Source organism: Streptococcus australis ATCC 700641 (assembly GCF_000186465.1).
GTDB classification, from domain to species: domain Bacteria; phylum Bacillota; class Bacilli; order Lactobacillales; family Streptococcaceae; genus Streptococcus; species Streptococcus australis.
This window is the reverse complement of record NZ_GL636091.1, coordinates 1,454,176-1,479,225: the sequence shown is the minus strand read 5'-3', so window position 1 is coordinate 1,479,225 and position 25,050 is coordinate 1,454,176. Positions and strand designations below refer to the sequence as shown.

Genomic DNA, 25,050 nt, shown 5'->3' with positions numbered 1-25,050 from the left:
TTTCTGCGCAAGAAAAAGAGGCTGGAACAAAAATCCTAGCCTCTCAATTTTCTTTAGATTGTCGAGCAAGACGCAGTGGTTGAGTCGGCTCTACCACGCTGATTTCATCAGCTTTTACAGCTATTGATCTTTTTTAAACCCAAGTCCTCGGAACCATTTAGATAATCCCTTTTTTCTCTTTTTTTCTTCTCTTCCTGCATCTTCTTGAAAGTCATCTTCAGCTTCTAACGGATCCTCTGTTTGACTAGAATCATCTTGAGAAAGCTGAGCCTGATAAGTTGCTCCTTCCTCCCCTGCTACTGCAGATTTTTCTCCATTATCACTCGACTTAATCTTCTCTATCCGACTCCTGAAATCGCTAGCCTCTTTTTGATAAGACATAAAAGTTTCAAACTCTGCCTCAAACTGTGCTTTTTTCTCTTCGAGTTCAGTTTTTGCGGAAGCCACCAAGGCCTGGGCATCAACTAGCAGTTCAGATGAATTGGTAAACAGTTTTAGATGACTTTTTGCTTGCATTAATTGTTTTTGAGCGATTTGAAGTTGGGCATGTGCTCCTTCAAGCTTAGATGCAGTCTCTTTCGCTGCATTCTGTAAAGCTTCTAATTGCTTTTTATCTTCTTCTAATGCTAGAGTAACATTTTTCAAGGCTTTTTCTTTCGGGCTAATACTACCTTGTATACGAGCTCGTGATACTGCCAGTGAGTTTTCCGCTTCCTTGACTTCTGTCGACGCAGCCTGCCATTTTTTCATCGCTGAAGCTAGGTTACGTTGTGCACGCGCCAATAGTTGCTCATGACTTGCAAGAGAATTCTTGACATCGAATAAATGACCAGAAAGAATATTGATGCGAGACTCTTGGTTAATCTTTTCGACCTTTAGACTCTCCAATGTATTTTTTACAGCCTTCACATCTGCTTTTGTCGTCCTTGCATCGGCAACTTTTCTCATCCACTTGGTCAGTTCTTCACTGGTATAAAGCGGACTTCCTTCTTCAAAGAAAGCTGCTTGAGATACTTCTAAATCTGGATCATAGGCAACTGAAATGGCCTTGTATTGATTTCCCATCATGTGGACATAGTGTCCAACCTTAGCAAATAGCTCCGGTTCCACTTTTCTGGAGATTTGTCTAGGATCTAACTGACTTTCATCCGTCGATAAACCATATTGATGAGCCAGTTGACGATAGAGGTCTTTTTCACTATACCAGATGGCAACAGCTTCTCTAGGCCGATACCCCCAAGCCACATTTTCATTCTCCTGGAAGTTGGACTGTTCTGACCGATGGTTTACATAGTACTCTGTTTGGAGTTGACTAGCAGGTAACTGATAAGGAGCTACCAAAAGTTCCGCTAAACCAGCCTGGCGCCGATATTGATTGACGGCATCAACAATTTCTAACGCTTTTAAGACGTTATCTAATCTAGTGACCTTTCCACCTGCCAGCTGGTCCTCTTCACTCCTACGGCGATAAAGAGCCAAGGCTTCGACAGCGCCTTGGTCACCTGCCTTGGCCCACTCTTGAAGTAAGGTCTCATAGCTTGCCTGTTGAAGATTGATGGGACTCAGCATTGCCGCTTCACGGACCTGTTCTAACTCCACTTCTTTTAGGGAAATTTGATGGGCTAATCTCTCAATTTTCTCCTGTGCACCAGCAATCTCACTGGAAACCTGCTTTAAGACCTGGGGCACATTGGCATGAGTTTCTGTCAAATTAACCACTAATGCTTGAGCTATTTTTACTTCGTTTTGCGCCTGCTCCTCTTTTTGCTGTGCATTGGCTAATACTGTCTCATCGTTCTGGATGGGTTGTTTGGCTTTTCTCAATTCATTACCTGCAATATCAACAAGCAACTGTTGAGCAGCGATTTTATTCTCTTGATTCTTTATAGCAGAACGGACTTGTTGATCAGATTCTGTTGCTTGGCGTACCTTCTCTTCTTCTAAAATAACAACTGCTTCAGCAACCGCAACTTCATTCTCAGTTTTGCCAATGGAGCTTAGATTGGAGTCTTGAATCCTTGTTTCAGTGATTTGCAGGTTCGCTTCCGCAGCTTCCAGACCAGATTTGGCTACATTGTATTCAGATTGAGCTTGATTCAAGCGCAAACGTTGGTCTTCTACTCTTTTTTCAGCTTTTAACAACTGTTCATTTAAGATATCCACATCCATAAAACTTGTATCCATTCCAATCACATCCGTCGATTGCTGATCAGCAGTGTCCTTCTGGGCGATCTCCTCTGCTTGCGCCTTATGTCCAGCCAAACCTGAAAAGAGGGTTGTCTCTGCGACACCCGTTGTAAAGACTGATTTTCTTATTTTTTTGCCCATTGCAAATACCACCAAAACTTTTTCATATCTCTTCTCTCTCCACTTTAGAATACCACATTTTGTTACCAATAACTAGTAGGATGAGGAAGATTTTTTATTATTTTTATGGCAAAAGAAAAACAGCAAAGGCTGTTATTCTTCTTGTTTAATTTTCTCCAATATCTTCTCTTCTTCTGCTGTCAATTTATAGTTTTCTAGCAGATCAGGGCGACGCTCCAAGGTCTTTTTCAAACTCTGATAGAGACGCCATTGACGGATATTTTCATGGTGACCACTCATGAGGACATCTGGAACTGTCATCCCTCGGTATTCATAGGGCCGAGTGTATTGAGGATATTCTAGAAGCCCAGACGAGAAACTATCATCCTGGTGACTGGACTCTTTTCCGATCACCTCTGGAATCAAGCGAACTGTCGCATCAATCATGGTCATGGCAGCTAGCTCACCACCGGTCAAGACATAATCGCCGAGAGAAATCTCATCTGTCACTAAGGTCTTGATCCGTTCGTCGTAGCCCTCATAGTGACCGCAGATAAAGATCAATTCTTCTTCTTGAGCTAATTCTTCTGCGTAACTTTGATCAAAGGTCCGACCTGCTGGATCAAGTAAGATCACGCGCGGGTTCTTTTTCTCAATGGCATCAAAGGTATCGAAAATGGGCTGAGCGCGTAAGAGCATGCCCTGCCCGCCACCATAAGGTTCATCATCCACATGACGGGCTTTCTCTGCGTTTTCACGGAAATTATGGTAGTTGATCTCGAGAATTCCCTTTTCACGCGCCTTTCCGACAATAGAGTGCTCCAAAGGCGAAAACATTTCTGGAAAGAGGGTTAAAATATCAATCTTCATCGTCTAACCCTTCTAAGATGTCTACATCCACCCGATTTCCTGGGATATCAATACTGAGGACTACTGGTGGGATATAAGGCAGGAGAAGGTCACGTTTTCCTTTGCGTTTTACGACCCAAACATCATTGGCACCTGGTTGCAGGATTTCCTTGATCTGACCGATGAGGTTGTCATTTTCGTATACATCAAGGCCAATGATCTCATGGTAATAAAACTCACCCTCATCCAAATCTGTCAAGTCTCCCTCAGCAACTTTGAGGCTAAAACCCTTGAACTTTTCGATGGCATTGATATGGTACATATCCTTAAACTTGATGATGTCGAAGTTCTTGTGCTTGCGGTGGCTAGCAATGGTCACTGTTTGGACAAACTGATCCTTCTCATCAAAGAGGGCCAATTCAGCTCCTTTTTTAAAACGCTCTTCCGCAAAGTCTGTCACAGACAAGACCCGCATCTCTCCTTGTAAGCCTTGGGTATTGACAATTTTCCCAACGTTAAAATAATTCATTTTATTCTTTATATTCCTCTTTTAATTAATTTATCTCTACAGTTCTCTAATAAGAGCTGCAATTTTTTCCGATTCTGACCACTGTAGATAGTGGTGGTTTCCACCTAGAATGAGTTTTGTATTAGAATTCCAATATTCTGAATCTCTGTACTCTTTTTCTCTGTACGCCTGACAAAATACGAAAACAGGAATATTATCTGCTAAGGACAAACTATCAAAATCTTCAGAAGTAATATTTACAGATATCTGAAATCCAGGAACTTGCTTTTCCAATTCTAAGCCCTTTTCTTCCATCAATTTCCAAATCAGTCTATCAGTTTCAGGTTCAAATGTTGCTTGAGTTAGTCCCTTAAAATAATTTTCCGGACCACATTCTTCGATCATTCTCATTTGCTCTTCCATTTTTGGATAAGGATTTTTTGAAAAATCAGCAAACATTATATTTTTTGTTGTTGGTTCAATTGCTATCAAGGCTTGACACTTAATTGGTTGACTCATTAACTTTAAAGCCAAAACACCACTTAAACTATGAACACAAAGTATATAATTGGAAATTTCCAATCCTTTCAGGATTTCGTATACCGCTTCAACAAGATTATCCAAATTAATTCCTGTTTGATTATGAATCGGACTCCTACCTGTATTCGGAAAATCAATCGTAAGGTAACCTATTGAGGAAGGAAGTTTTTCAAGTATTGGTAGAAAATTTTCATAACTCGGTATCAAACCAGCACCATTTAAACAAACTAGTACTTTATTTCTCTTTTTATAAGTAACAGAGAAACAACCAATCTTTGTAGTTACTTCAAATCGGTTCATATCAAAACAACTCTTTCTAAACAACAATTCACTTAACAACCTTACGTTTTATTTTATCACGTTCAAAGGATTTTCTCAAATGCTCTTTTCTGCTAGAAACTGCTCCAAATCCTTCTGGTGCTGGTATTTGACAGCTGCTGTTTTATCTTTTTCAAAAATTGTTTTAGTAAGGTCAATCTCATTAATGGCAGCGATGGCAACCGTATAGTGTATGATATCAGCCAGTTCTTTGGCCAATTCCTCATTTGAGTCCTGAACCCCTTCTTTTCGTCCAGAACGACCATTTAAGACCTCGGCAACTTCCCCAACCTCTTCGACGAGCTTGATAAACAGACCTTCTTCCGTACGACCGTCTTTGTAATGTTCTTTTAAATAGGCTTGTAATTGCCGAATGGTCACTTCTTTCATAGCTTCTCCTTGCAACAAAAAAACGGGACAGAGTCCCGCCTTTTATTTTTCGTCAATAACGATTCTTACTTTTTTATCTTCAGTTGGGACAGAGTAGACAATCGTTCTTATCGCAGAAATGGTGCGACCTTTCCGACCGATCACTCGACCAACATCGCTAGGATCAAGGTCAAGGTGGTACTCCAAGAATTCAGGAGTATCTTCGATCTTGATGGTTAAGGCATCCGGTTGTGAAATCAAGGGTTTCACAATTGCAATAATAAGATTTTCAATCGTATCCATACATCAACCTACTTTATGATTATTTTGAGAATTTAGAATCGTGGAATTTCTTCAATACACCTTCTTTTGAAAGGATATTGCGAACTGTATCTGAAGGTTGAGCTCCATCAGCCAACCATGCAAGAACGCGGTCTTCTTTCAAAGTTACTTGGTTTTCTTCAACAAGTGGATTGTAAGTTCCAACTGTTTCGATGAAACGTCCATCACGTGGTGAACGTGAATCTGCTACGTTGATACGGTAGTAAGGTTTTTTCTTAGAACCCATACGAGTCAAACGAATTTTAACTGCCATTTTTATAAGTCTCTTTTCTATATTTTAATTTTCGGTGAAATAGACAAGCTATTTAGCACATGATCTATTATAACACATTTTATAGACCTGTCAAGAAAAAAACTTGACACTATTAAAAATTTTTTAATCGATCTCAAAGTAATAAGATCCTTCATTTTTTGTATCCGATTCAATCACATAGTTCCCAGGGGGAAGACCGGATACATCCAAGTGCTTCCCTTCATATTCTTTGGCGAGGGAAGTCACTGTAACGGTAAAGGAAAATCCCTTAATTTGGCGGTAGGTAGCATAATCCAAGGTCAGAATCCCTCGAAGATCCGTTTCTCCAGCTTTTTCAGCAGCCAGTAAGTCTCTTGCCAATTGATCTTCAAAATCGGGATTTTGGATTGGTAAGTTGAGACCAACCTCACTTACCTCGAGGCCTTGTTGATGAAATCGCTCTTTTATCTCTTGCTTTAATTGTTGAAATCCTTGAGATTCCGTAAAGGCTCTTTCAAAGAACGGAGCTACTAACCAACTGTTGTAATGTTGAGCCAGTTCTTCAGCCGTGTCATAATTTCTCCCAATTTCTTCTTTGGATAGGAGGCTTGCATAGGGAAAGTCAAACTGAACTGTCTTTCCCTGAACTCCTTCTTGATAGCTATAAGCATATTTGGTCGAGATGCCATGGAGTTCAGCTGCTTTAAAACTTACGTCACCTTTAAATCCCGCTTCCTGATAAAAGCCAGAAATTTGCTCTTGGATTTTCTTTTCTTCTTGATTAGTAAAATAAAAGAGAAAACAAATCAAGAGAGCGACCACTGTGAAGAATGCACGAACCAGGTAGCCGACCCATTTCTTGATGTTGAATGGTATTTGTTTAAATATATTCATTTATCCATAATAACAAAAAACTAGCCCGAGAGCTAGTTTGTAATAAATCTTTACTTAAGGATATCCAATAACTCTTGATAGTCAGCAACGACATAGGTTGGCACTGCTTGACTGGTATTTTCTTTGTGATCCGGATTGTACCAGACGGTATCAATCCCTCCAGCATTCCCTCCGGCGATATCGGCCGTCAGAGAATCCCCAATCATGAGAGCTTGCTCCTTGGTAAAACCTGGGATCAGGTTCCCGATCTTTTCATAAAAGGCCACTTCCGGTTTTTGAGTTCCTAATTGTTCAGAAATGAAGATATCTTTGAAATAAGGGGTGATGGAAGATTGCTTCAAACGCCCTTGCTGAATAGCGGTAACGCCGTTGGTAGCACCGTAGAGCTGGTAACCTCTTTCTACCAACTTGGCCAGCAAGTCTTCCGCTCCTGGAAAGCTCTGTCCTTGTTGACGGATATAATCCTGGTAACGCAAAGCCATTTCTTCACCATCTACTTGTCTTCCAAAATGGGCAAAGGCGATTGCAAACCGGCTATTAATCAAATCTTTTTTACTAATCTTTTTTTGCTCCAAATCCTTCCAAAGCCCTTGGTTCATGGGTTTGTAGTAATCCTTAAAGGCTTGAATATCCTGAACCCCCTGGTCCTTGAGAAATTGTGTTAAGGCCACTTCCTCCGCTGTATCAAAGTCCAACAAGGTGTGGTCTAGGTCAAATAGTAAAAATGAATATGTCATTACAAACGATCCTTTAATTTTTCTACAAATAAATAGGCTGCTGGGCAAGTGAGGGTATTCTTGATGGTCAAATGATTGATCTGGTAGATTTTCTTGCGGTCCGTATGAGGGAATTCTCGGCAAGCCTTGGGACGCACATCATAGATAGAACAGAGATTATCGCCACCCAAGAAAGGGCAAGGCATGGATTTAAAAACCTTGTCTCCATCTTCATCGACTTCTAAAAACTCTGCTTCAAAGGCAGGCAACTTCATCTTGAAATACTTGGCAATGCGCGTGATATCAGCTTCTTTAAAATCGGGTCCTAGGGTCTTACAGCAGTTGGCGCAGGCGGTACAATCAATTTCTTGAAATACTTCATCGTGAATCTCTTGCGCTATTTTATCTAGATTTTTAGGGGGCTTCTTTTTCAGATTCGCCAATACCTTGCGATGCTCCTTTTGCTTTTGGAGCGCTAACTGATGGTATTTTTCTAAGTCAATTTCTTGAGTCATAAACTACTTTCTAATTGCTAAATGGATAAGAGCATTATACCATAGAGGCCGTAAAAAAGGGAGTGGGACAGAACTCCGAGAAATTTAAAGAGGTTGAAAAGGTTCCCCAAACCTTTTCAATCTTCCCACCCCCGCATAGCTCCAACAGTCTGGGAGACTGTTGGAGGTTGCAGATAAAGGAAACTTCGTTTCACTCATTAGGTTATCTTTGGAGCTAAAAAGCGAACAAAGATGCCAATCAACCACTGCGTCATGTAGTTATTTCTATTAAACATTAATGACTGAATAGTTTAAGCCAAACTCTCACTTGATTAATCCGTCACGGCACCTGTTCCATCAAGGCTCCAAGTGTCTTCTACATAGGAGGTTAATTGAGCTAATGTTTTTTCATCTCCAAGACAGGCAATGTAATACAACTTCCCATCTATTTGAAAAAACCAGCAAGTAACATATCGACCCGACTTAAGAATCATGTTTAATTGGATGGCTACATTTCCTCCAACTTTGCTAGTAGATCTCCACGATTTTACTACTTTATTTATTTCGTTCAAGTCATTCTCAAATCTTTGAGCCATCACTTCATTAAAATCTTCTTCTTCGGCGACACCCGCTCTTTCTCTAGTAGTAGCGTTCAAAATAATCGCATTATCCACGCTTTTATCTGAGTATTGGATATTATCTCCACCTTCTTCATTTGTATATTTTACCCAGTCACTTGGAATATTGACATACCCTTGATCTGCTGATCCAACTCGTTTCGTTTCTGCGAAACTCTTATCATGATCTGATATTTCTTCCTTTACCTTGCTACTTGATTTTGTTGTTTCTTTTGCCACATTCGTGGAACTAGATGGTGCTGACGATTTACTAGACTCTTTCTTTGGACTAGTACAAGCAAAGAGACTGACAACAGACAAAAACGTAACTGACGCCAGTAAGAACTTATTTTTCATCTTTCTCTCCTCTATGATAGATTATATACACTAGTCTAACATCTTATACTTTATTTTAAAAGGACCAGTTTAATTTCTTACCAAAAAAAGAACTAATTCAAACTGACGAACTGTTTGAATTAGTCCCTGCTTTCTTAAGGATATACAACCCGAGAGATTCTTTGCTAACCAGGTTGTAAGAAGTTAATTGTTCCAAGAAATAGAACTTAATGACTGCGTCCAAATCTTATTCTATCATGTATTGAAAATTGGTGATAATAGAACCAACTTCCTCACGAATGCATTAGGCTTTTGGACCTTTCTCATCCAAACTCCAAGTTTCCTCAATGTATGGAATGAATTGAGCCAAGGTCTCTTTATCCCCTTCAAAAGACATCAAGTATACCTTATCATCCTTTTGGAAGACCCAAGTAATGAGGTACTGTCCAGATTTAAGGATAATATTGAGCTGCAAGGCTTCATTCCCTGATACAGTGGTCTTCGCTCCCCACATTTTCTCTACTTCTTTATTGTCATTCCAATAGTAAGCAATTCGGTTCGCAATCAACTCTGCGTTGAAGACTTCCCCTTCACCGACATTTGCTTTCTCTTTGGTATACCCATTCATAGTAACGATATTATAAGCACTTCCATCCGTAAATTGAATGCTGTCTCCACCATCTATATCTGTAAATTTAATCCACTTACTTGGGATATCGATATAGCCATAATCGGCAGAACCAACCCGTTTGGTTTCGACAGAACTCTTGGTATCATCCGATGATTTTGACTCTACCTTACTAGATGTTTTTTTGCTAGATGATTTTTTACTCTTTTTCACCACCTCAGTGGAACTAGACTCAGATGACAATGGTTTTCTAGACTCTTTTTTAGGAGTGCTACAAGCTACAAGAGCAAGAACTGACAAGACCGAAACGGTCGCAAGTAAGAACTTATTTTTCATCTTTCCTCTCCTTTGTGATGGATTTTGATACCTCTAGTTTAACACGTTCTACTTAGATTTGAAAGCACTATTTGTCTAGCCCGATAGAAAAACGTCCCTAGCGGGACGCTCCATTTGTTCTATTATTCCAAAGAAAAGCTTATTCCTCATCCATTGACAGAACTGACAAGAAGGCTTCCTGTGGTACTTCTACTGAACCGATAGCTTTCATTCGTTTCTTACCGGCTTTTTGTTTTTCAAGAAGCTTCCGTTTCCGTGAGACGTCCCCACCATAACACTTGGCCAAGACGTTCTTCCGAAGGGCCTTGATATCAGTACGAGCCACGATCTTATGACCGATAGCTGCTTGGATAGGCACTTCAAACTGTTGACGAGGGATAATCTTCTTGAGCTTCTCAACAATCAACTTACCACGTTCATAGGCAAAGTCCTTGTGAACGATAAAGCTGAGGGCATCGACGGTATCTCCATTGAGGAGAATATCCATCTTAACCAGTTTGGATGGACGGTATTCAGACAACTCATAGTCAAAGCTTGCATAGCCACGAGTAGAGGATTTCAATTTATCAAAGAAATCAAAGACAATTTCCGCCAGTGGGATTTGATAGATCACATTAACCCGATTTTCATCGATGTAGTCCATGGTCACAAAGTCCCCACGTTTGCGTTGAGCCAATTCCATGACAGCTCCGACAAACTCTTGCGGCACCATGATTTGCGCTTTGACATAAGGTTCTTCGATTGAAGCAATCTTGGTTGGATCTGGGAACTCAGATGGGTTCGACACATCTAGCACTTCTCCATCTGTCAAATTGACCTTATAGATTACAGACGGCGCTGTCATGATCAAGTCAATATTGAACTCGCGCTCCAAGCGTTCCTGGATAACGTCCATATGAAGGAGTCCTAAGAAACCACAACGGAAACCAAAACCAAGGGCTTGAGATGTTTCAGGCTCAAATTGAAGACTAGCGTCATTCAATTGCAATTTTTCCAAGGCTTCACGAAGATCATTGTATTTGTTAGATTCGATTGGGTAAAGACCGGCAAAGACCATTGGGTTCATTTGCTTGTAACCATGAAGGGGCTCACTTGCTGGATTGGTCGCTAGGGTCACCGTATCCCCGACACGAGTATCTGCAACCGTCTTGATAGAGGCTGCAATATAACCAACGTCCCCTGTAGCCAGGAAATCACGGCCAACTGCTTTAGGAGTAAAAATTCCAACCTCAGTTACATCAAAAGTCTTGCCATTACTCATCAACTGGATGGTATCGCCCGGCTTCACCATACCATTTACCACACGAACTTGGAGAATGACTCCACGATACGGGTCGTATACTGAGTCAAAGATCAAGGCTTGCAAGGGAGCAGCAACGTCCCCAGTAGGAGCAGGGACTTTCTCGACGATTTGTTCCAAAATCTCTTCGATCCCGATTCCAGCCTTGGCAGAAGCTAGAACTGCCTCACTGGCATCCAGGCCAATGACATCTTCTACTTCTGTGCGCACACGTTCTGGATCAGCGGCTGGTAAGTCAATCTTATTAATGACTGGAAGAATCTCCAAGTCATTATCCAAAGCAAGATAGACATTGGCTAGGGTCTGCGCCTCAATCCCTTGAGCCGCATCCACTACGAGAATCGCACCCTCACAGGCAGCTAGCGAACGAGAAACCTCATAGGTAAAGTCCACGTGTCCTGGTGTGTCAATCAAGTGGAAAATATAGGTCTCCCCATCTTTAGCTGTATAGTTCAACTCGATAGCATTGAGCTTAATGGTAATCCCACGTTCCCGTTCCAGGTCCATGCTGTCTAAAAGCTGAGCTTGCATTTCCCGACTAGAAACGGTTTCTGTTTTTTCTAAGATTCGGTCCGCCAAGGTTGACTTTCCGTGGTCAATATGGGCGATAATCGAAAAGTTCCGAATCTTCTCTTGTCGTTTTTTTAATTCTTCTAAATTTGGCATAATCATCTTCCTAGTAAAATTAATCGTACTCTTCATTATAACAAAAAAGATAGGCCTTTGCCTATCTTAATCCATTATTTTCAAAAATCGCTTCTGCGTTCTATTTCCCTCATAGCCTATTCGTTCGTAAAAGACATGGGCTTCTTTTCGATGAGAGGCAGAACTCAAACGAATAAAGGAATAGTTATGAGTTTGAGCAAGAGCTTCAATTCGCTCCATCAATTGCCGACCAATCCCACATCCTTGGGCAGAAGGGAAAACAGCAAGTCCTAAAACATTCAAACCCGGATCGCTATATATACTCTCATAGGCTTCTGCTTCGACATAACCAAGAATATTTCCTGTTTGGTCATCTTCGAATACAAAGCAAAAATGACCCGAGTCTGGCTGATTAAATTTATTGATCTGAGACGCTACTTTCTCAAGAGTCGAATCATACCCCAAAGCTTGGTGGCACAAATCTCGAATTTGACCTGCATCTTTGACTTGAACTGTACGAATCATACTTCAACCTCCATGAAGTCTTTTTTTATTATTTTAGACCTTATTCCCAAAAAAATCAAGGATAATATAATAATATTTTATAGATTGATACGATTTATATCCAATCAATCTTTTTTCACATTTATCAAGGATTTCTATTTACTTTTTCGATTTAATTCGCTATAATGAATTGTAATGTAAAAGGAGGTGAAGCTCGTGGCAAGAGGACGTGGAAAAGCAAGCCCACAGGATAAAGAGGCTTTGCGTATTATTTCCGAAAAAATAAGAGAACTATTAAAGGTTCAAAATAAGAAACAGGTCGATTTATCTCGTACAACCGGTATTCCAGCTAGTACCTTGACTGGCTATGTGAAAGGTACTTCTCTCCCAGTCAGTGAGAACTTAGAAAAGATCGCTAGCTTCTTTGAAATTCCCATCTCTGACCTGGATCCCCGTTATGGGCAACCAGATACCTTGGAGGATTCTAAGATTGAGTTTATCTATAAGCAACTAGATGAGGATTTTCAAGATTCCCTCCTAGAGGAAGCCAATCGCTTATTGGTTTTACAAGCGGAACGCAAACGGATTGAAAAAAAATACACACCCTATACTGTCTTTGACAGTTATGCTGCTAGTCAAAGTGCTTCTAAGGGAGATTTGGTGTGGTTTGATCAAAAACTGGCCTATGATCTAGCTCTTTGGATCCATACTGACTCGTTAGAACCTAAATATCCAAAGGGATCTGTTGCCCTAATCAAGCAAACTTTCTACGATACTGCTGGTGCCATCTATGCTATTGAGTACGATGGGCAAACCTTGATTAAACGTGTCTTTCGTGAAGCTCAAGGGATCCGTCTTGTCTCTCTCAATAAAAAGTATAGTGACAAGGTCATTCCGCTAGAAGAGGAACCAAGAGTAATTGGTAAAGTCATTGCTAGCTTTCTACCAGCTAAGGAGGAGGAGCTATGATCCGATTAATCGCTATTGATTTAGATGGGACTCTTTTATCACCAGATAAAACCATTAGTCCTGCTAATAAGCAGGCTCTTTTGGATGCTGAAGCTGCTGGTGTTCACGTCGTCATCTGTACAGGACGTCCCCTATCTGGTGTCCGTCCAATCTTTGAAGAGATTGGATTCAGAAGTAACCACTCCTACTCGGTGATTAATAATGGTTGTACAACTGTCAACTCTTCAGATTGGTCTGTCATCAGCTATGATGCCTTATCTGAAGAAGATTTGGTTTATCTCGATCAACTGACGCAGGAGATTCGTCCTCAATTAAGTTTATTTGATTTAAATCGCTATATCATTTTGAATCAGGAACCTTCCGAAATAGCCAAAATGGATGCCGGTATTGTTTCTACAGTACCTGTAGCACTTGGCTTAGAAGAACTCCTTGAGGCCCAACCAATTTTCCAAGGGATGTTTATTGATCAGAAAGAGCAAATTGATGCCTTCCAAGAAACCTATGAAGATGCATTAGCCCAACGCTTCCATACTATTCGCTCTCAGCCTATTCTCTTTGAAATTCTTCCAAAAGGCGTAAACAAAGCTACTGGTTTAAGAGCTCTTGCGGACCACCTGGGTATTCCTAGAGAGCAAGTCATGGCTATTGGCGATGAGAACAATGATATTGAAATGATTGAGTACGCGGGTCTTGGAGTTGCTATGGGCAATGCTCCATCTGCTATAAAAGCCTTGGCTGATGTCACTACCACTTCTAACGAAGAAGATGGTGTCGCCACTGCTATCAAGCGCTATGTTTTACAAGCACAGAACTAGAAAAGGAAAAACAAATGAAATACCCAACATTATTAGAACGATTTTTAACCTACGTCAAAGTCAACACTCGCTCTGATGAGACTTCAACAACAACTCCTAGTACAGCTTCTCAAGTAGAGTTTGCAAAGAATGTGCTACTCCCTGAAATGGAACGAGTTGGACTTCAGAATGTCTACTATCTTCCAAATGGTTTTGCCATTGGAACTCTTCCAGCAAACGATCCAAGTCTCACACGAAAGATTGGCTTTATCTCACATATGGATACAGCTGATTTCAATGCGGAAAACATCAGTCCTCAAGTCATTAAAAACTATGATGGTGGCGCTATTTCTCTTGGTGATTCCGGTTATTCACTAGATCCTGCTGACTTTGCTAACCTCCATAACTACAAAGATCAAACCTTGATTACTACTGACGGTACGACCCTTCTTGGTGCAGATGATAAATCAGGGATTGCTGAGATTATGACAGCCATCGAATACTTGAATGCTCATCCAGAAATCAAACACTGCGAAATCCGAGTTGGCTTTGGACCAGATGAAGAAATCGGAGTCGGAGCAGATAAGTTTGATGCAGAAGATTTCAATGATGACTTTGCCTATACAGTTGACGGTGGTCCTCTTGGTGAATTGCAATACGAAACCTTCTCCGCTGCAGGAGCTGAAATTACCTTCAAAGGTCGCAATGTGCACCCTGGTACTGCTAAGAACCAAATGGTGAATGCACTTCAGTTAGCCATTGACTTCCACAATCAACTCCCTGAAGAAGAACGCCCTGAAAAAACAGATGGGTACCAAGGCTTCTTCCATTTGATGAATATCGATGGGACTGTTGAAGAAGCACATGCTAGCTACATCATCCGTGACTTTGAGACAGAGAATTTTGAAGCTCGTAAAGCCATGATGGAAGACATCGCAAACAAGATGAACCAAGAACTTGGTGCCGAACGTGTTCTCTTGACTCTTAAAGATCAGTACTACAACATGAAACAAGTCATCGAGAAAGACATGACACCAGTCAACTTGGCTAAGGAAGTCATGGAAGATCTAGGCATTACTCCTATTATTGAACCAATCCGCGGTGGTACAGACGGTTCTAAGATTTCCTTCATGGGAATTCCAACTCCAAACATCTTCGCTGGTGGCGAAAATATGCACGGTCGCTTTGAATATGTCAGTCTTCAAACCATGGAGCGTGCCGTCGACACCATTATCGGTATTGTTAGCCATTCTTAATTCCATATACTTAACAAAAATGAGGCTGGGACAAAAGTCCTAGCCTCTTAATTGTTTTTGGATGGTCGAGCAAGACGCAGTGGTTGAGTGGGCTTTACTACGCTGATTTCGTCAGCTTTTACAGCCCTACTCAACTGTGCGGAGGTGGGACGACGAAATCGAATTCTAACGAATTTCCGATTTCTGTCCCACTCTCTTTTAATTTCTTTTAATCCATGTATTCTACCCTAGCAAACTGTCCATCGATTTGACTCTGGTAACTTTCATAAACAGAAAGAGGAATTCGTAAGCAGGTATTAGCCACTTGGCCAACGAAAGGTAGATTACTAAGAAGGACTACTTTTCTTCCAGCTTCCTTCTCTGTTCTCAGACGTTCAATGATTTGTAGAATCCTTCTAGGTTCGTCTGGAGATCCTCGATCAACCAACAAGGTCCAGTCACTCCAGTCTGATGCCTCGTCCTCTCCACAAATAGAACTAAAGAAGGTCACCTCTTCTCCAACATGACCAAATCCAGCTGTCAAATCCAAAGGGTGAAACTTTAAAGAATGATTTATTTGGGGCTTTTCTTGTCTCTCGTACAAGTAGATATTATACAAGAACTGGAGATAGAAAGGATCCATACGACTCAAGTCACAAACTTCCTCCATTTCAAAACCTCTATGTAGAGCTTCTAAAATAGATGAAAATCTGTAGGGCATCCGTTTAGCAATCCGTTGAATCAATTCATCGTCCGAAACATCCTTTAGAATATTCTTAGGCCATTGGTCCGAACCAAAATTTTCAACAGCTTGCTGATAGGCTTCTTCTAGACTAGTTCCAAACCCATAGAGAGAACCGATTGAGTTAATCTGAGTATTGAGGACCCTTGAAATTTTCTCTATTGGAAAGACAGGGAGTTTAAACAAAATTCGGTCAAGACTCGGTTCAAACAAGGCTGTTAATCCCTTCATTGTTGGATGGGGCAGGTCTAAGAGATGATCCCCCAACTTGAGGCACAAAGCTTGATGATAAAGCGAATAACCTAAGGCCATGGACATTGTCGAAAAGGAATCGGAGGCAAAAGGATTGACCTCAAGAATATAAAATTGATAACTCTTTGGATCTAGCGCAAACTTGATGGAGGTCGCTCCAACCAATCTCAGATGTCGAACAATCGACAAAGCTGCCTCCCGCAAGGTCTGGTGCTCTGTATCCGTCAAGGTCAGACTAGGGATGACTTGATAGGAATCACTGGAATGGATCCCCACCGGGTCTACACTCTCAATATTTCCCGCAAGATAATAATTATCCTGTCGATCTCGGACTACGACGTATTCCAACTCCTTGAAACCAACTGTCGAAAACTCCAACAAACACTGACCTTGTGGCGATACTTCTAGCCCATTTTCGACAGCCTCACATAAATCATCCAAGTTATTAGCGATCCGACGGCCTTGCCCATGCTTGCTGGCAAGTGGCCAAACAACAATAGGAAATTGAATCTGCTCCGAAAACTCAATGGCCTCTCTGACTGTCGAAACCAAGGAAGAGGAAGGAACTTGATAACCCAAGTCCTGTAAAAATGACTTTTGGTCTGCCTGATGGTAAAAGGCTCTGTACTGTCGAAGCGAAGTTCCTAGAGTACGGATCTTGTGCTCCTTAAGAAACCCAATTTCCTCCAATCGGAATAATAAGCCAAGGAGTTGCTTGTCCGCAAAAGACAGTAGTAAGTTTCTTGTATTTGTTGCTAGAAGGGCTTCTTTTAGACTATCCAACTTTAAACGAATAACGGAAACAGCATCTCCAGCTTCTTTGGTAATCTCGTTCTCATCTCCACAATAGAGGATTTCTGTTTGGTAGCCACGTTCTTTTAATAAGGGACAAGAAGTGAGTGCTCCAAGCAAACTGACATCATTGAAGGATTCTGCACACAAAAGTGATACTTGATTCATGACCATAACTCCTCCCTTCTTTTGTCTAATTTACTTTCAATCAGATCCATAAATTCATCATAGAAATAGAGACTTTCTCTTGGTCCTGGACTGGACTCAATTTGATAGAGGACACCAATCAAGGGAAGATAGCGGTGACGAAAAGCCTCGATAGAGTGATCATGAAGCTCCTCATGGGTAATCAGAAAATCAAGTGGAAGGGTATCGCGTTCAATGTTGTACTGGTGATTCTGGCTAGTAATTTCGACCTTCCCAGTAGCAACCTCTTTTACTGGAATGTTGAGTCCTCGATGAGGCCTTTTTAGGTTGTTGAGGCTGCCTCCGTGGGCAAGGGCCAGTAATTCTGCCCCCAAGCCGATTCCCATAATCGGTATATGAGGATCATTTTTAGCAATGACCTGGCAAATACTATCAATATGATGGGGATTCCCTGGACCACTGGATAGAATAATCCCATCCGGTTGCAAATCCTTCAATTCTTTCAATTTAACGGAATAAGGAACAACCGTTACATTACATCCTCTCGCGATTAATTGACGTAAAACCGAATGACGCAAGCCCAGATCGATCAAGACAATACTCTTTCCAAATCCTGGCGCTGCATAAGGGGTTTTGGTTGACACTTGACGGACTTGGTCAAAAGGTAGGACGGTTGCTCGAAGTTGATCTAGGATATGCTCAATCGCATCCCCTTCATTAACCACTGTAGCCTTCATACTCCCATACTTAGAAACAATTTTAGCCAGCCTTCTGGTATCGACTCCTTGAATTCCTGGAATGTTGTGTTTCTTCAGATAGGCATCCAAGGACAACTGTTTGCGCCAATTACTGGGATGGCTCGCTAATTGGTTCACTACCACAGCTAGACAACCTGGAAAAATCGATTCGTAATCATCTCGATTGATTCCTGTTGTTCCAATAACTGGAAAAGTAAAGGCTAATATTTGACCCTTATAGGATTGATCGGTAATCAATTCTTGATAACCCGTCATGGCAGAATTTAAGACCAATTCCCCACTGACATAGGTATCAGCTCCAAAACCAGTTCCTTCAAAAACCGTCCCATCTTCTAATACTAAGAGACGTTTTACCATAAATTCTCCTTACAAACTCAAAAAGAAAAGTGAGAAAAGACCACCTTTTTGTAGACTCTCTCACTTCTCCTTTCTCTTTTACATATTATTTACGTCCAGCTAAAACCGCTTCGATGATCGCCATGCGGACAAAGACACCATTGGTCATTTGCTCCACGATGCGTGATTTAGGAGCTTCTACCAAGTGGTCAGCAATCTCCACATCACGGTTTACTGGAGCTGGGTGCATCAAGATAGCTGTGTCTTTCATACGATCATAGCGTTCTTGTGTCAACCCATGCAAACGATGGTAGTTCTCTTTTGAGAAGAGAGACTCATAGTCATGACGCTCGTGTTGCACACGGAGGAACATCATGACATCGACCTCTTCAATGACTTCATCAATCGTCACAAAGGTTCCATATTCTTCGAACTCCGCACTTCTCCACTCGTCTGGACCAGCAAAGTAGAGGGTTGCGCCCAAGCGTTTCAAGATTTGCATATTGGATTTTGCAACCCGTGAGTGATCCAAGTCACCAGCGATACAAACCTTCAAACCATCAAAGTGACCAAACTCTTGATAGATGGTCATCAAGTCTAGTAAACTTTGGCTTGGGTGTTGACCAGACCCATCTCCCCCGTTGACAATTGAGGCTGTGATGGTTGGACTTTCAATCAATTGCTTGTAGTAGTCTACTTCTGGGTGACGGATGACGCAGATATCTACTCCGAGAGCTGACATGGTCAAAATCGTATCATAGAGAGTTTCACCCTTGTTTACAGAGCTCGTTTTCACATCAAAGTCAAGGAGATCACAACCCAATTTCAACTCAGCCACTTCAAATGCTTTGTGCGTACGTGTTGACGACTCAAAGAAGAGATTAGACACGATATGTTGCTCGTCATAATGAGCCTTTGCTCCATTTTTAAACTCGATTCCACGCTTAATCAAAGCCATAACTTCTTCGTTTGATAAAGCTTCCATTGAGACAAGGTTTTTAAGTGCGATTTGATTTGTAGACATGTTGTAACTCCATTCCAAAGATATGCATATGTGAAAACGATACAGGAAGCTCCCTCAGTCACTCCTGTATATAGCGACGATTTGAAAACTACCTTATTCACTCACCTCGATCAAGATGCGATCTTGACCATCCAGCTCAGTCATCTCAACAATGATTTCCTCTGATCGACTTGTTGGAATGTTCTTTCCAACATAATCTGGTCGGATCGGCAATTCTCTATGACCACGATCCACAAGGACTGCCAGGCTGACACGCGATGGACGTCCACGACTGACAAGATTATCGATAGCTGCTCGAATGGTCCGACCTGTATAAAGGACATCATCAATCAGGATGACATCTTTGCCAGTAATATCTACTGGTAAAACGGTTGAATCTTCTGTTACTTTAATATCATCACGGAAAGGCTTGGTATCCAATTCACAGACTGGAACTTCTATTTGTTCTAGTTGTGCTAACCGTTCTTTGATGCGATTGGCAATGAATACGCCACGAGTTTTGATCCCTACCAAAACAATTTGGCTCAGATCCTTATTCCGTTCGATGATTTCATAAGTGATGCGAGTAATAGCACGCTTCATGGTCAGATCATCAACGACTTCTTTGATCTTCATCTTTTCCTCCTAATTGATAGAAAAAAGCCTCCCTTTATCAAGGAGGCTTCAGAAAAATACTAAGAGATAAGACCTAGAACGCATCTAGTTCACCCCTTATTTTGATCAGACTCCTTGCCTGCCTCACGGGACAGGATTAAAGGACTATTTAATTATCCATACTATATCACAGTTTATAGAGGGATGCAAGAAAAAACTTATTTTTTTCTACTAATGTTCGGATTCTTATCAACAAATCTTCTCTTTAATAATGATCTGTTCCTTTTTTACCAATCCTCTTCAGGGCAAACAGGCCACATCCAGCTAGTAAATAAGCGATAAAAATGATAGTCGCCATCTTAGCGACATAGAGCCAGCCAAAACGATTGACATTGATAAAGAAATAAGGGAAAGGACTGTCTTTAGCGCCAGGTACTGGCCATTTAAGGACCAAACCGTTGAGAAGAGCAAAGACCATATAGAGCAAAGGAAGCAAGGTCCAAGCTAATGGATCCGACTTACGGTATTGTTTAGGTTTATCAATCACCAGGGTATCAAAGAAGAACATCAAGGGAACAATGTAGTGACAGAGGAAGTTTTCCAAGCGGTAAAACTTCTCAGGTGTCGCGATGGGTGCTAGCATAAAGTGGTAGATGACACAGGTGATCATGATAGACATGGTGACACCACCCTTCAAGCGAAGATAGCCCTGGGTCTGGGTTGAACGACCACGAAGCATGCGCCAGACCATGTCCCCCATAAAGAACATGACCAACATGTTGGACAAAATGGTGTAATAGAGCATCATTCCAAAGCCACCATGCTTGGTGAGTTGTAGATAAACACCGATAACACTTAAGATAAACAATAGAAAACGATAGCTAAATAATAGTTTGAATTTCATAGTATTCTCCTGAAAGAAAAGGGCTAGGCCCTTCAGTTTAATCAGGAACTTTCCTTAAGTGAAGACGGACGTCAGCGAACTTCTTCGAAGTTCCATGACTTAGTTTTGAACCTAAAGTTTCAAAACTCCCGAGTACTTGAAACAATACTGTTTCAAGTACTTTTCTCACAGCGGAAAGTTCCTTTTAAACTTAAACAACTCAATTAATTAATTTGTATACTTTATAAAGAACTATTTCTTCTTATTCTTAGATCTTCTTCACAAATTCTGATTTGAGTTTCATTGCGCCAAATCCATCAATCTTGCAATCAATGTTGTGGTCGCCTTCAACAATGCGAATGTTTTTCACGCGCGTTCCTTGTTTCAAATCTTTTGGTGCACCCTTGACTTTCAAGTCTTTGATTAAGGTGACGGTATCCCCATCAGCCAATTTGTTTCCATTGGCATCAATCGCAACGACACCATCTTCTTCAACGACTTCAGCTGGGTTCCATTCATAAGCACATTCTGGACAGACCAAGAGGGCTCCATCTTCATAGACATATTCTGAATGACATTTTGGACAGTTTGGTAAGTTATTCATTTCAATCTCCTTAGCAAAATTAACTCCCATAGTATACCATGAAAGGGAAAATTTGACAAATACTGCTCAACTCTAGCATTTTGTACAAAAGAGGAGGCAACTCGGCCTCCTAGAATCGATGATAACCTTTAATCTTCTTGTAATTCTTGAATACCTCGAATCACGCGTACTCCTGCTTGACTCCTATCTCGTAGTTCTTCTTCAGAGTATGGGAAGGTATTGATCAAGATACTTTGCATACCAATACTTTTCGCTACAGCTACATCTGTAGTGAAGTCATTCCCTACCATAACCGTTTTATCAGGATTCAACTGGTGTTCTTTGATGACTTTCACGAGAAATTCGGACTGAGGTTTGCGAATCCCAGCATCTGACGACAGATAAATATCATGGAAAATCTCTCTCAAGCCGAGCAAATCAATCTCTGGGTTGGTAAAGTCCGCTTGTGCATTAGATAAGAGATAGAGCCGACAACCTGCAGCCTTCATATTTTCTAAGACTTCTTTCGTGTGTGGGTAAAGCTCCAAGCGTTTGCGAGAGAGAACACGGAAGGTCCGAGCAATCAAACGCCCCCACTCTTTGAGATGATGGACACTGGCTCCTGTTGGATGACTTTCTAGATAAAGTTGAACAAAGATCACGGTCAAGTCAATCTCCGGATAAGTGACTTGTTTTTCCTTAGCGATACTTTCCTCAGCTTGCTTCACCAACTCCTTATAGCGTGCTTGCAGGCTTTCCCCTGTATAATGAGCACCATAGGATTGGTAGATTTGGGCCATGGTCTCCCACAAGACTGGACTCGACTCATCGGTTTCGATATCGACCAAGGTTCCATAAAAATCAAAAATATAGTTTTTAAATGCGTACTTTTGCTGATTCATCTCTTTCTCCCGTTACAAACATGGTAAAGGTGGCCTTACAGACATTGGCACCTTCCTGATTGGTAATATCGACATCGACAACCCGAGTTGTCCGACCACTGTGGACACATTCCCCGTGAATCGTTAGGACATCTCCTAGGCGGCCTGCTTTCAAATAATTAATGGAAGACTGCAAGGTTACACCATCTACTCCCTGCGAAATGACGACCAAGCCACTGATCTGGTCACACAGGGTAAAGAGATAGCCACCGTGCGCGTTTCCATAATAATTAAGAGATGATTCAACGACCTTCGTTGTCACAACAACATGGCCATCTCTCATGGTTTCGATCTCGTAATTTTCAAATGCAGCAATGGCATCAAAGTGAAAATCCTTCATGTTAAAACCTCTTCCCCCTATATAAGGTATTCCTAAACTCTTCCATCATACTATTTTTTTCCACTTCTTACAAGAATAAGAAAAGAGCTAGTGTTACCTAACTCCTTAATAGCGAAATTTTTCCCAACCATCATCTGTTCGTTTACGATAATAGTACTCGGATAAATCTGGGTCTTCCATCACTTCCAGCAGAGGAAGCATGTCGTAGGACAAGTTCAACTTTTCTAATTGGTCCTTCTCAACCCAAGAAACTTCTCCTTCTTCAGATGATCTAAGCTGGCCTGAAAATTCTGTCGCTTTATAGCAAAAGACAATATAGCGGCCTCCCTCATCTGGCTCCCAGTCTTTAACTGCGACCAGTTTTGGATCTGCAATTGTCAGTCCTGTCTCTTCGTAGACTTCACGGATGACAGACTCTACTAGACTCTCTCCTTCTTCGATATGGCCTCCAGGAAAAGCATAGCCAGCCCAGTGAGTCTTTTCAGGTGAGCGGTATTGGAGGACTACTTTCCCATTTTCAAGATCTTCGACCATGCAAAGATTGCACAGTATAGTAGGCGTTGTACGTGACATATATTTCCTTTCTATGATATTGACAATTAATCAATATAAACTTTTTTCTTTATCTCTTTTTTCATCACAAAGGGATTTACCAGCTCATGGTATTCATCAAAGGCATCTAAAAGGGAACCTCTCTGAAAGACAATTGACTTCTCTTTTAAATAATACTCCGAGTGAATCGTTATCGAACCATGACCATCAAAACTAAAGAAAAACACAATGAATAATACTAAGATCAAGCTAGCAAAGAAACTAAAAAGTAGCCCCACTACATTCTTCCAATTGACTGTGTGAGTTCGATAAAAGAGATGCCAGATATGACAAAAAACTGTCACAGCTCCTAGATACAACCAAGGATTCCACAGGAGCGGAGTAAAGGCGTAACCATTGTAGCCTAATACAAAGTTCGCAAAAACAAAAAGTAAAAGAATAAGATACACGATCTTAAACAGGTTCATATACTTTCCCATGATGAAACTCTCCCTTACCTTAAATAATGATCAGTAGAATATGAACCCCCAATCGTAACCAATGATCAATGAGAGGCGTATCCGGATCACTATTTTTGCTATCTAAGAATAGGCTAAGAGATAGCAAAAGCAAGGCAAGGGCAATTACTATTTTAAGAGATAGCATCATACCGCCAATAGCAAGAGCAGCTAGAAAGCCAAAAAATGGCAACGGGCTAAATAAAAATGACAAAAAACTGAAATAGAGCATAAACAAAGAGAGTATCAATAAGCCGTAAACAATCAACTTAGTGAAAATTGAGACACTTTTCCCTTCTCTTTTCATTTTTGATAGTGAATAAATGACATAGATCATATAGATAAAAAGTAGCATATCGAATTATTCCTATGTTTTATAAATTATGTTAATAGTTTAACCTAAACCTATTCAAAAAACAACTAAAGACACGAACTTATGAGAACAAACTGACGTTTCATCAGAGTTTCTTCACTTCTGCTGCTACCTTTCGGAGATGCTGTTCCCGTATGCTAGCGGTGTTCACATCCCGGCCGACTTCTCCCAAGATGCAGACGCGCTTGGTTTTAATCCCACAGTGGTTCAAAACTGCATTCTTCAAAACAGAGATGCCATAACTATCTGGAATGTTGAGAGGGCCTGAAAAGATCTTGTACCACCAAGTTGGCGCCATGGAAGTCGCATAAATACTGGCTGTTTTCCCTTTGAGCAACTTCTTAAATTGCTCGCCTCTAAGGTAATTCCAGATAAAGCTTCCCTGGTCATTGGCCGAGTAGGCAATCCCCGGTGTAAAGACCCGGTCGATCCAGCCCTTCATAAGGCTCGGCATACTACTCCACCAGATGGGATAAACAAAGATCAAGTGATCCGCCCACTGGATTAATTCTTGAGAACGAAGGATAAAAGAATCTTCTTCCATCCGTTTTCGATAGCCATAACGTAAAACAGGATCAAAGTCCTCTTCATTAAGGTTGATGACTTCAAGTTCATGGCGACCTGAGTCAATATTTTCGACAATAGTTTGAAAAATAGCCTGACAGTAACTTTCCTTATCAGGATGCCCATTGATGACTAAAATTTTCATTCGTATTCTCCTTCAAGTCTTTTTTTCGTTCAATCTCTTTCATTCTTTATACTTGATTAATTGATAATGGCTCAAAGATTGATAGATACGTCTTTTAGGAATTTTTGTTTGAAGAACACATCATCCGCAATTCCTTAACAGGTTTTCCAAGTTCACGAATTTTTTCTTGACCATCCAAAGTAAAACCCATTTTTTGATAAAAAGCAATGGCACGCTTATTATCTTTCAATACCCATAAATAAATTTCAGAAAAATGATCAAGAGCAACAAATGCAGCATGCATTAACTGTTTACTCACACCTTTTCCATAGTAATCTTTTAAAACATATAAGGCAATGATTTCACCAGCTTGAATGGTCTCATCATGGTAATTTCCATAGCTGATAAATCCAACGACCTTCTTTCCATCCATCGCGATCAAGGTATTTTCTGGATACTTTTGACTAAAGAAACGACATCTATCCAATGTCATCGTCTCCTGAAATTCTGGAGGCAAAAGGTCGTCATAAGACTCCCTCCATGTTTGCCAGTGAACCAGAGATTTTCCTTCTATCTCTTCAGGAGTTTCCATTATTTTAATGATAATCTTCATTC

General features: G+C 40.9%; 30 protein-coding genes. 3 read left to right on the top strand and 27 right to left on the bottom strand.

Annotated features, from left to right (window positions below; all coding sequences use genetic code 11):
- Positions 1 to 120: 120 nt before the first annotated feature.
- The 14 genes from HMPREF9421_RS06890 to HMPREF9421_RS06825 all read right to left on the bottom strand — a co-directional run bounded on the left by HMPREF9421_RS06890 (position 121) and on the right by HMPREF9421_RS06825 (position 11,956).
- The gene (locus HMPREF9421_RS06890) at positions 121 to 2,328 is read right to left on the bottom strand and encodes a coiled-coil domain-containing protein (protein WP_006597352.1); all 2,208 of its coding nucleotides are present in this window, start codon (positions 2,326 to 2,328) and stop codon (positions 121 to 123) included.
- A 132-nt stretch (positions 2,329 to 2,460) separates the two neighbouring features.
- Entirely contained in the window at positions 2,461 to 3,177 is a 717-nt protein-coding gene (trmD, locus tag HMPREF9421_RS06885) for a tRNA (guanosine(37)-N1)-methyltransferase TrmD (RefSeq protein WP_006596296.1), read from the bottom strand.
- Complete coding sequence (gene rimM, locus HMPREF9421_RS06880; RefSeq protein WP_006596295.1) at positions 3,167 to 3,685, bottom strand: ribosome maturation factor RimM; 519 nt, start codon at positions 3,683 to 3,685, stop codon at positions 3,167 to 3,169. Before rimM ends, trmD begins: the two co-directional genes overlap by 11 nt.
- 36 nt (positions 3,686 to 3,721) lie before the next feature.
- Positions 3,722 to 4,504 (bottom strand): alpha/beta fold hydrolase, encoded by a 783-nt coding sequence (locus HMPREF9421_RS06875; protein WP_006596294.1) that lies wholly within the window; start codon positions 4,502 to 4,504, stop codon positions 3,722 to 3,724.
- Positions 4,505 to 4,579: 75 nt separating this feature from the next.
- Positions 4,580 to 4,912 (bottom strand): MazG nucleotide pyrophosphohydrolase domain-containing protein, encoded by a 333-nt coding sequence (locus tag HMPREF9421_RS06870; RefSeq protein ID WP_006596293.1) that lies wholly within the window; start codon positions 4,910 to 4,912, stop codon positions 4,580 to 4,582.
- A gap of 42 nt (positions 4,913 to 4,954) precedes the next feature.
- Positions 4,955 to 5,194, bottom strand: coding sequence for an RNA-binding protein KphA (gene kphA, locus HMPREF9421_RS06865; RefSeq protein ID WP_003001620.1), 240 nt, complete (start codon positions 5,192 to 5,194; stop codon positions 4,955 to 4,957).
- 19 nt (positions 5,195 to 5,213) lie between these two features.
- Positions 5,214 to 5,486 (bottom strand): 30S ribosomal protein S16, encoded by a 273-nt coding sequence (gene rpsP, locus HMPREF9421_RS06860; protein ID WP_006596292.1) that lies wholly within the window; start codon positions 5,484 to 5,486, stop codon positions 5,214 to 5,216.
- Between the two features lie 123 nt (positions 5,487 to 5,609).
- Positions 5,610 to 6,359 carry a hypothetical protein gene (locus HMPREF9421_RS06855; protein ID WP_006596291.1) on the bottom strand — a complete coding sequence of 250 codons (750 nt, stop codon included), beginning with the start codon at positions 6,357 to 6,359 and terminating at the stop codon, positions 5,610 to 5,612.
- 50 nt (positions 6,360 to 6,409) lie between these two features.
- Positions 6,410 to 7,096 (bottom strand): pyrimidine 5'-nucleotidase PynA, encoded by a 687-nt coding sequence (gene pynA, locus HMPREF9421_RS06850; protein ID WP_006596290.1) that lies wholly within the window; start codon positions 7,094 to 7,096, stop codon positions 6,410 to 6,412.
- Entirely contained in the window at positions 7,096 to 7,590 is a 495-nt protein-coding gene (locus HMPREF9421_RS06845) for a YkgJ family cysteine cluster protein (RefSeq protein ID WP_006596289.1), read from the bottom strand. The genes pynA and HMPREF9421_RS06845 overlap by 1 nt, the downstream gene beginning before the upstream one ends.
- Positions 7,591 to 7,901: 311 nt before the next feature.
- Positions 7,902 to 8,543 carry a hypothetical protein gene (locus HMPREF9421_RS06840; RefSeq protein ID WP_006596288.1) on the bottom strand — a complete coding sequence of 214 codons (642 nt, stop codon included), beginning with the start codon at positions 8,541 to 8,543 and terminating at the stop codon, positions 7,902 to 7,904.
- A 283-nt stretch (positions 8,544 to 8,826) separates the two neighbouring features.
- Positions 8,827 to 9,486 carry a hypothetical protein gene (locus HMPREF9421_RS06835; RefSeq protein WP_006596287.1) on the bottom strand — a complete coding sequence of 220 codons (660 nt, stop codon included), beginning with the start codon at positions 9,484 to 9,486 and terminating at the stop codon, positions 8,827 to 8,829.
- Positions 9,487 to 9,625: 139 nt separating this feature from the next.
- Positions 9,626 to 11,452, bottom strand: coding sequence for a translation elongation factor 4 (gene lepA / locus HMPREF9421_RS06830; protein ID WP_006597337.1), 1,827 nt, complete (start codon positions 11,450 to 11,452; stop codon positions 9,626 to 9,628).
- A gap of 66 nt (positions 11,453 to 11,518) precedes the next feature.
- Positions 11,519 to 11,956 (bottom strand): GNAT family N-acetyltransferase, encoded by a 438-nt coding sequence (locus HMPREF9421_RS06825; protein ID WP_006596285.1) that lies wholly within the window; start codon positions 11,954 to 11,956, stop codon positions 11,519 to 11,521.
- A gap of 195 nt (positions 11,957 to 12,151) precedes the next feature.
- Here HMPREF9421_RS06825 and HMPREF9421_RS06820 point away from each other — a divergent pair, with 195 nt between their 5' ends.
- Genes HMPREF9421_RS06820 through pepT form a run of 3 tightly spaced genes read left to right on the top strand, consistent with a single transcriptional unit; the run spans position 12,152 to position 14,954 of the window.
- Positions 12,152 to 12,904: a LexA family transcriptional regulator gene (locus HMPREF9421_RS06820; protein WP_006597350.1), complete on the top strand. Its 753-nt coding sequence runs from the start codon at positions 12,152 to 12,154 to the stop codon at positions 12,902 to 12,904.
- Positions 12,901 to 13,719 carry a Cof-type HAD-IIB family hydrolase gene (locus HMPREF9421_RS06815; RefSeq protein ID WP_006596283.1) on the top strand — a complete coding sequence of 273 codons (819 nt, stop codon included), beginning with the start codon at positions 12,901 to 12,903 and terminating at the stop codon, positions 13,717 to 13,719. Before HMPREF9421_RS06820 ends, HMPREF9421_RS06815 begins: the two co-directional genes overlap by 4 nt.
- Before the next feature lie 14 nt (positions 13,720 to 13,733).
- Entirely contained in the window at positions 13,734 to 14,954 is a 1,221-nt protein-coding gene (pepT, locus tag HMPREF9421_RS06810) for a peptidase T (RefSeq protein WP_006596282.1), read from the top strand.
- Positions 14,955 to 15,162: 208 nt separating this feature from the next.
- Here the strand turns inward: pepT and HMPREF9421_RS06805 are convergent, their stop codons facing one another.
- The 13 genes from HMPREF9421_RS06805 to HMPREF9421_RS06745 form a co-directional block, all read right to left on the bottom strand.
- On the bottom strand, positions 15,163 to 16,887 hold the full coding sequence (locus HMPREF9421_RS06805; RefSeq protein ID WP_006597339.1) for an ATP-binding protein: 1,725 nt from the start codon (positions 16,885 to 16,887) through the stop codon (positions 15,163 to 15,165).
- Positions 16,884 to 17,981 (bottom strand): carbamoyl phosphate synthase small subunit, encoded by a 1,098-nt coding sequence (locus HMPREF9421_RS06800; protein ID WP_006596280.1) that lies wholly within the window; start codon positions 17,979 to 17,981, stop codon positions 16,884 to 16,886. Before HMPREF9421_RS06800 ends, HMPREF9421_RS06805 begins: the two co-directional genes overlap by 4 nt.
- A gap of 85 nt (positions 17,982 to 18,066) precedes the next feature.
- Positions 18,067 to 18,984: an aspartate carbamoyltransferase catalytic subunit gene (locus HMPREF9421_RS06795; protein WP_006596279.1), complete on the bottom strand. Its 918-nt coding sequence runs from the start codon at positions 18,982 to 18,984 to the stop codon at positions 18,067 to 18,069.
- Between the two features lie 93 nt (positions 18,985 to 19,077).
- Positions 19,078 to 19,599, bottom strand: a complete 522-nt coding sequence (gene pyrR / locus HMPREF9421_RS06790) for a bifunctional pyr operon transcriptional regulator/uracil phosphoribosyltransferase PyrR (RefSeq protein WP_006596278.1) — start codon at positions 19,597 to 19,599, stop codon at positions 19,078 to 19,080.
- A 244-nt stretch (positions 19,600 to 19,843) separates the two neighbouring features.
- Positions 19,844 to 20,482 (bottom strand): Pr6Pr family membrane protein, encoded by a 639-nt coding sequence (locus HMPREF9421_RS06785; RefSeq protein WP_006596277.1) that lies wholly within the window; start codon positions 20,480 to 20,482, stop codon positions 19,844 to 19,846.
- Positions 20,483 to 20,729: 247 nt separating this feature from the next.
- On the bottom strand, positions 20,730 to 21,065 hold the full coding sequence (locus tag HMPREF9421_RS06780; protein WP_006597346.1) for a zinc ribbon domain-containing protein YjdM: 336 nt from the start codon (positions 21,063 to 21,065) through the stop codon (positions 20,730 to 20,732).
- A gap of 128 nt (positions 21,066 to 21,193) precedes the next feature.
- The gene (locus HMPREF9421_RS06775) at positions 21,194 to 21,946 is read right to left on the bottom strand and encodes an HAD family hydrolase (protein ID WP_006596275.1); all 753 of its coding nucleotides are present in this window, start codon (positions 21,944 to 21,946) and stop codon (positions 21,194 to 21,196) included.
- Complete coding sequence (locus tag HMPREF9421_RS06770) at positions 21,921 to 22,325, bottom strand: PaaI family thioesterase (protein ID WP_006596274.1); 405 nt, start codon at positions 22,323 to 22,325, stop codon at positions 21,921 to 21,923. Before HMPREF9421_RS06770 ends, HMPREF9421_RS06775 begins: the two co-directional genes overlap by 26 nt.
- 105 nt (positions 22,326 to 22,430) lie before the next feature.
- Positions 22,431 to 22,898: an 8-oxo-dGTP diphosphatase gene (locus tag HMPREF9421_RS06765; protein ID WP_174263581.1), complete on the bottom strand. Its 468-nt coding sequence runs from the start codon at positions 22,896 to 22,898 to the stop codon at positions 22,431 to 22,433.
- Between the two features lie 26 nt (positions 22,899 to 22,924).
- Complete coding sequence (locus tag HMPREF9421_RS06760) at positions 22,925 to 23,356, bottom strand: hypothetical protein (protein ID WP_006596272.1); 432 nt, start codon at positions 23,354 to 23,356, stop codon at positions 22,925 to 22,927.
- A 19-nt stretch (positions 23,357 to 23,375) separates the two neighbouring features.
- Positions 23,376 to 23,729, bottom strand: coding sequence for a hypothetical protein (locus HMPREF9421_RS06755; RefSeq protein ID WP_006596271.1), 354 nt, complete (start codon positions 23,727 to 23,729; stop codon positions 23,376 to 23,378).
- A gap of 103 nt (positions 23,730 to 23,832) precedes the next feature.
- Positions 23,833 to 24,456 (bottom strand): NAD(P)H-dependent oxidoreductase, encoded by a 624-nt coding sequence (locus HMPREF9421_RS06750; protein WP_006596270.1) that lies wholly within the window; start codon positions 24,454 to 24,456, stop codon positions 23,833 to 23,835.
- Between the two features lie 94 nt (positions 24,457 to 24,550).
- Positions 24,551 to 25,048 (bottom strand): GNAT family N-acetyltransferase, encoded by a 498-nt coding sequence (locus HMPREF9421_RS06745; protein WP_006596269.1) that lies wholly within the window; start codon positions 25,046 to 25,048, stop codon positions 24,551 to 24,553.
- Positions 25,049 to 25,050 lie beyond the last annotated feature (2 nt).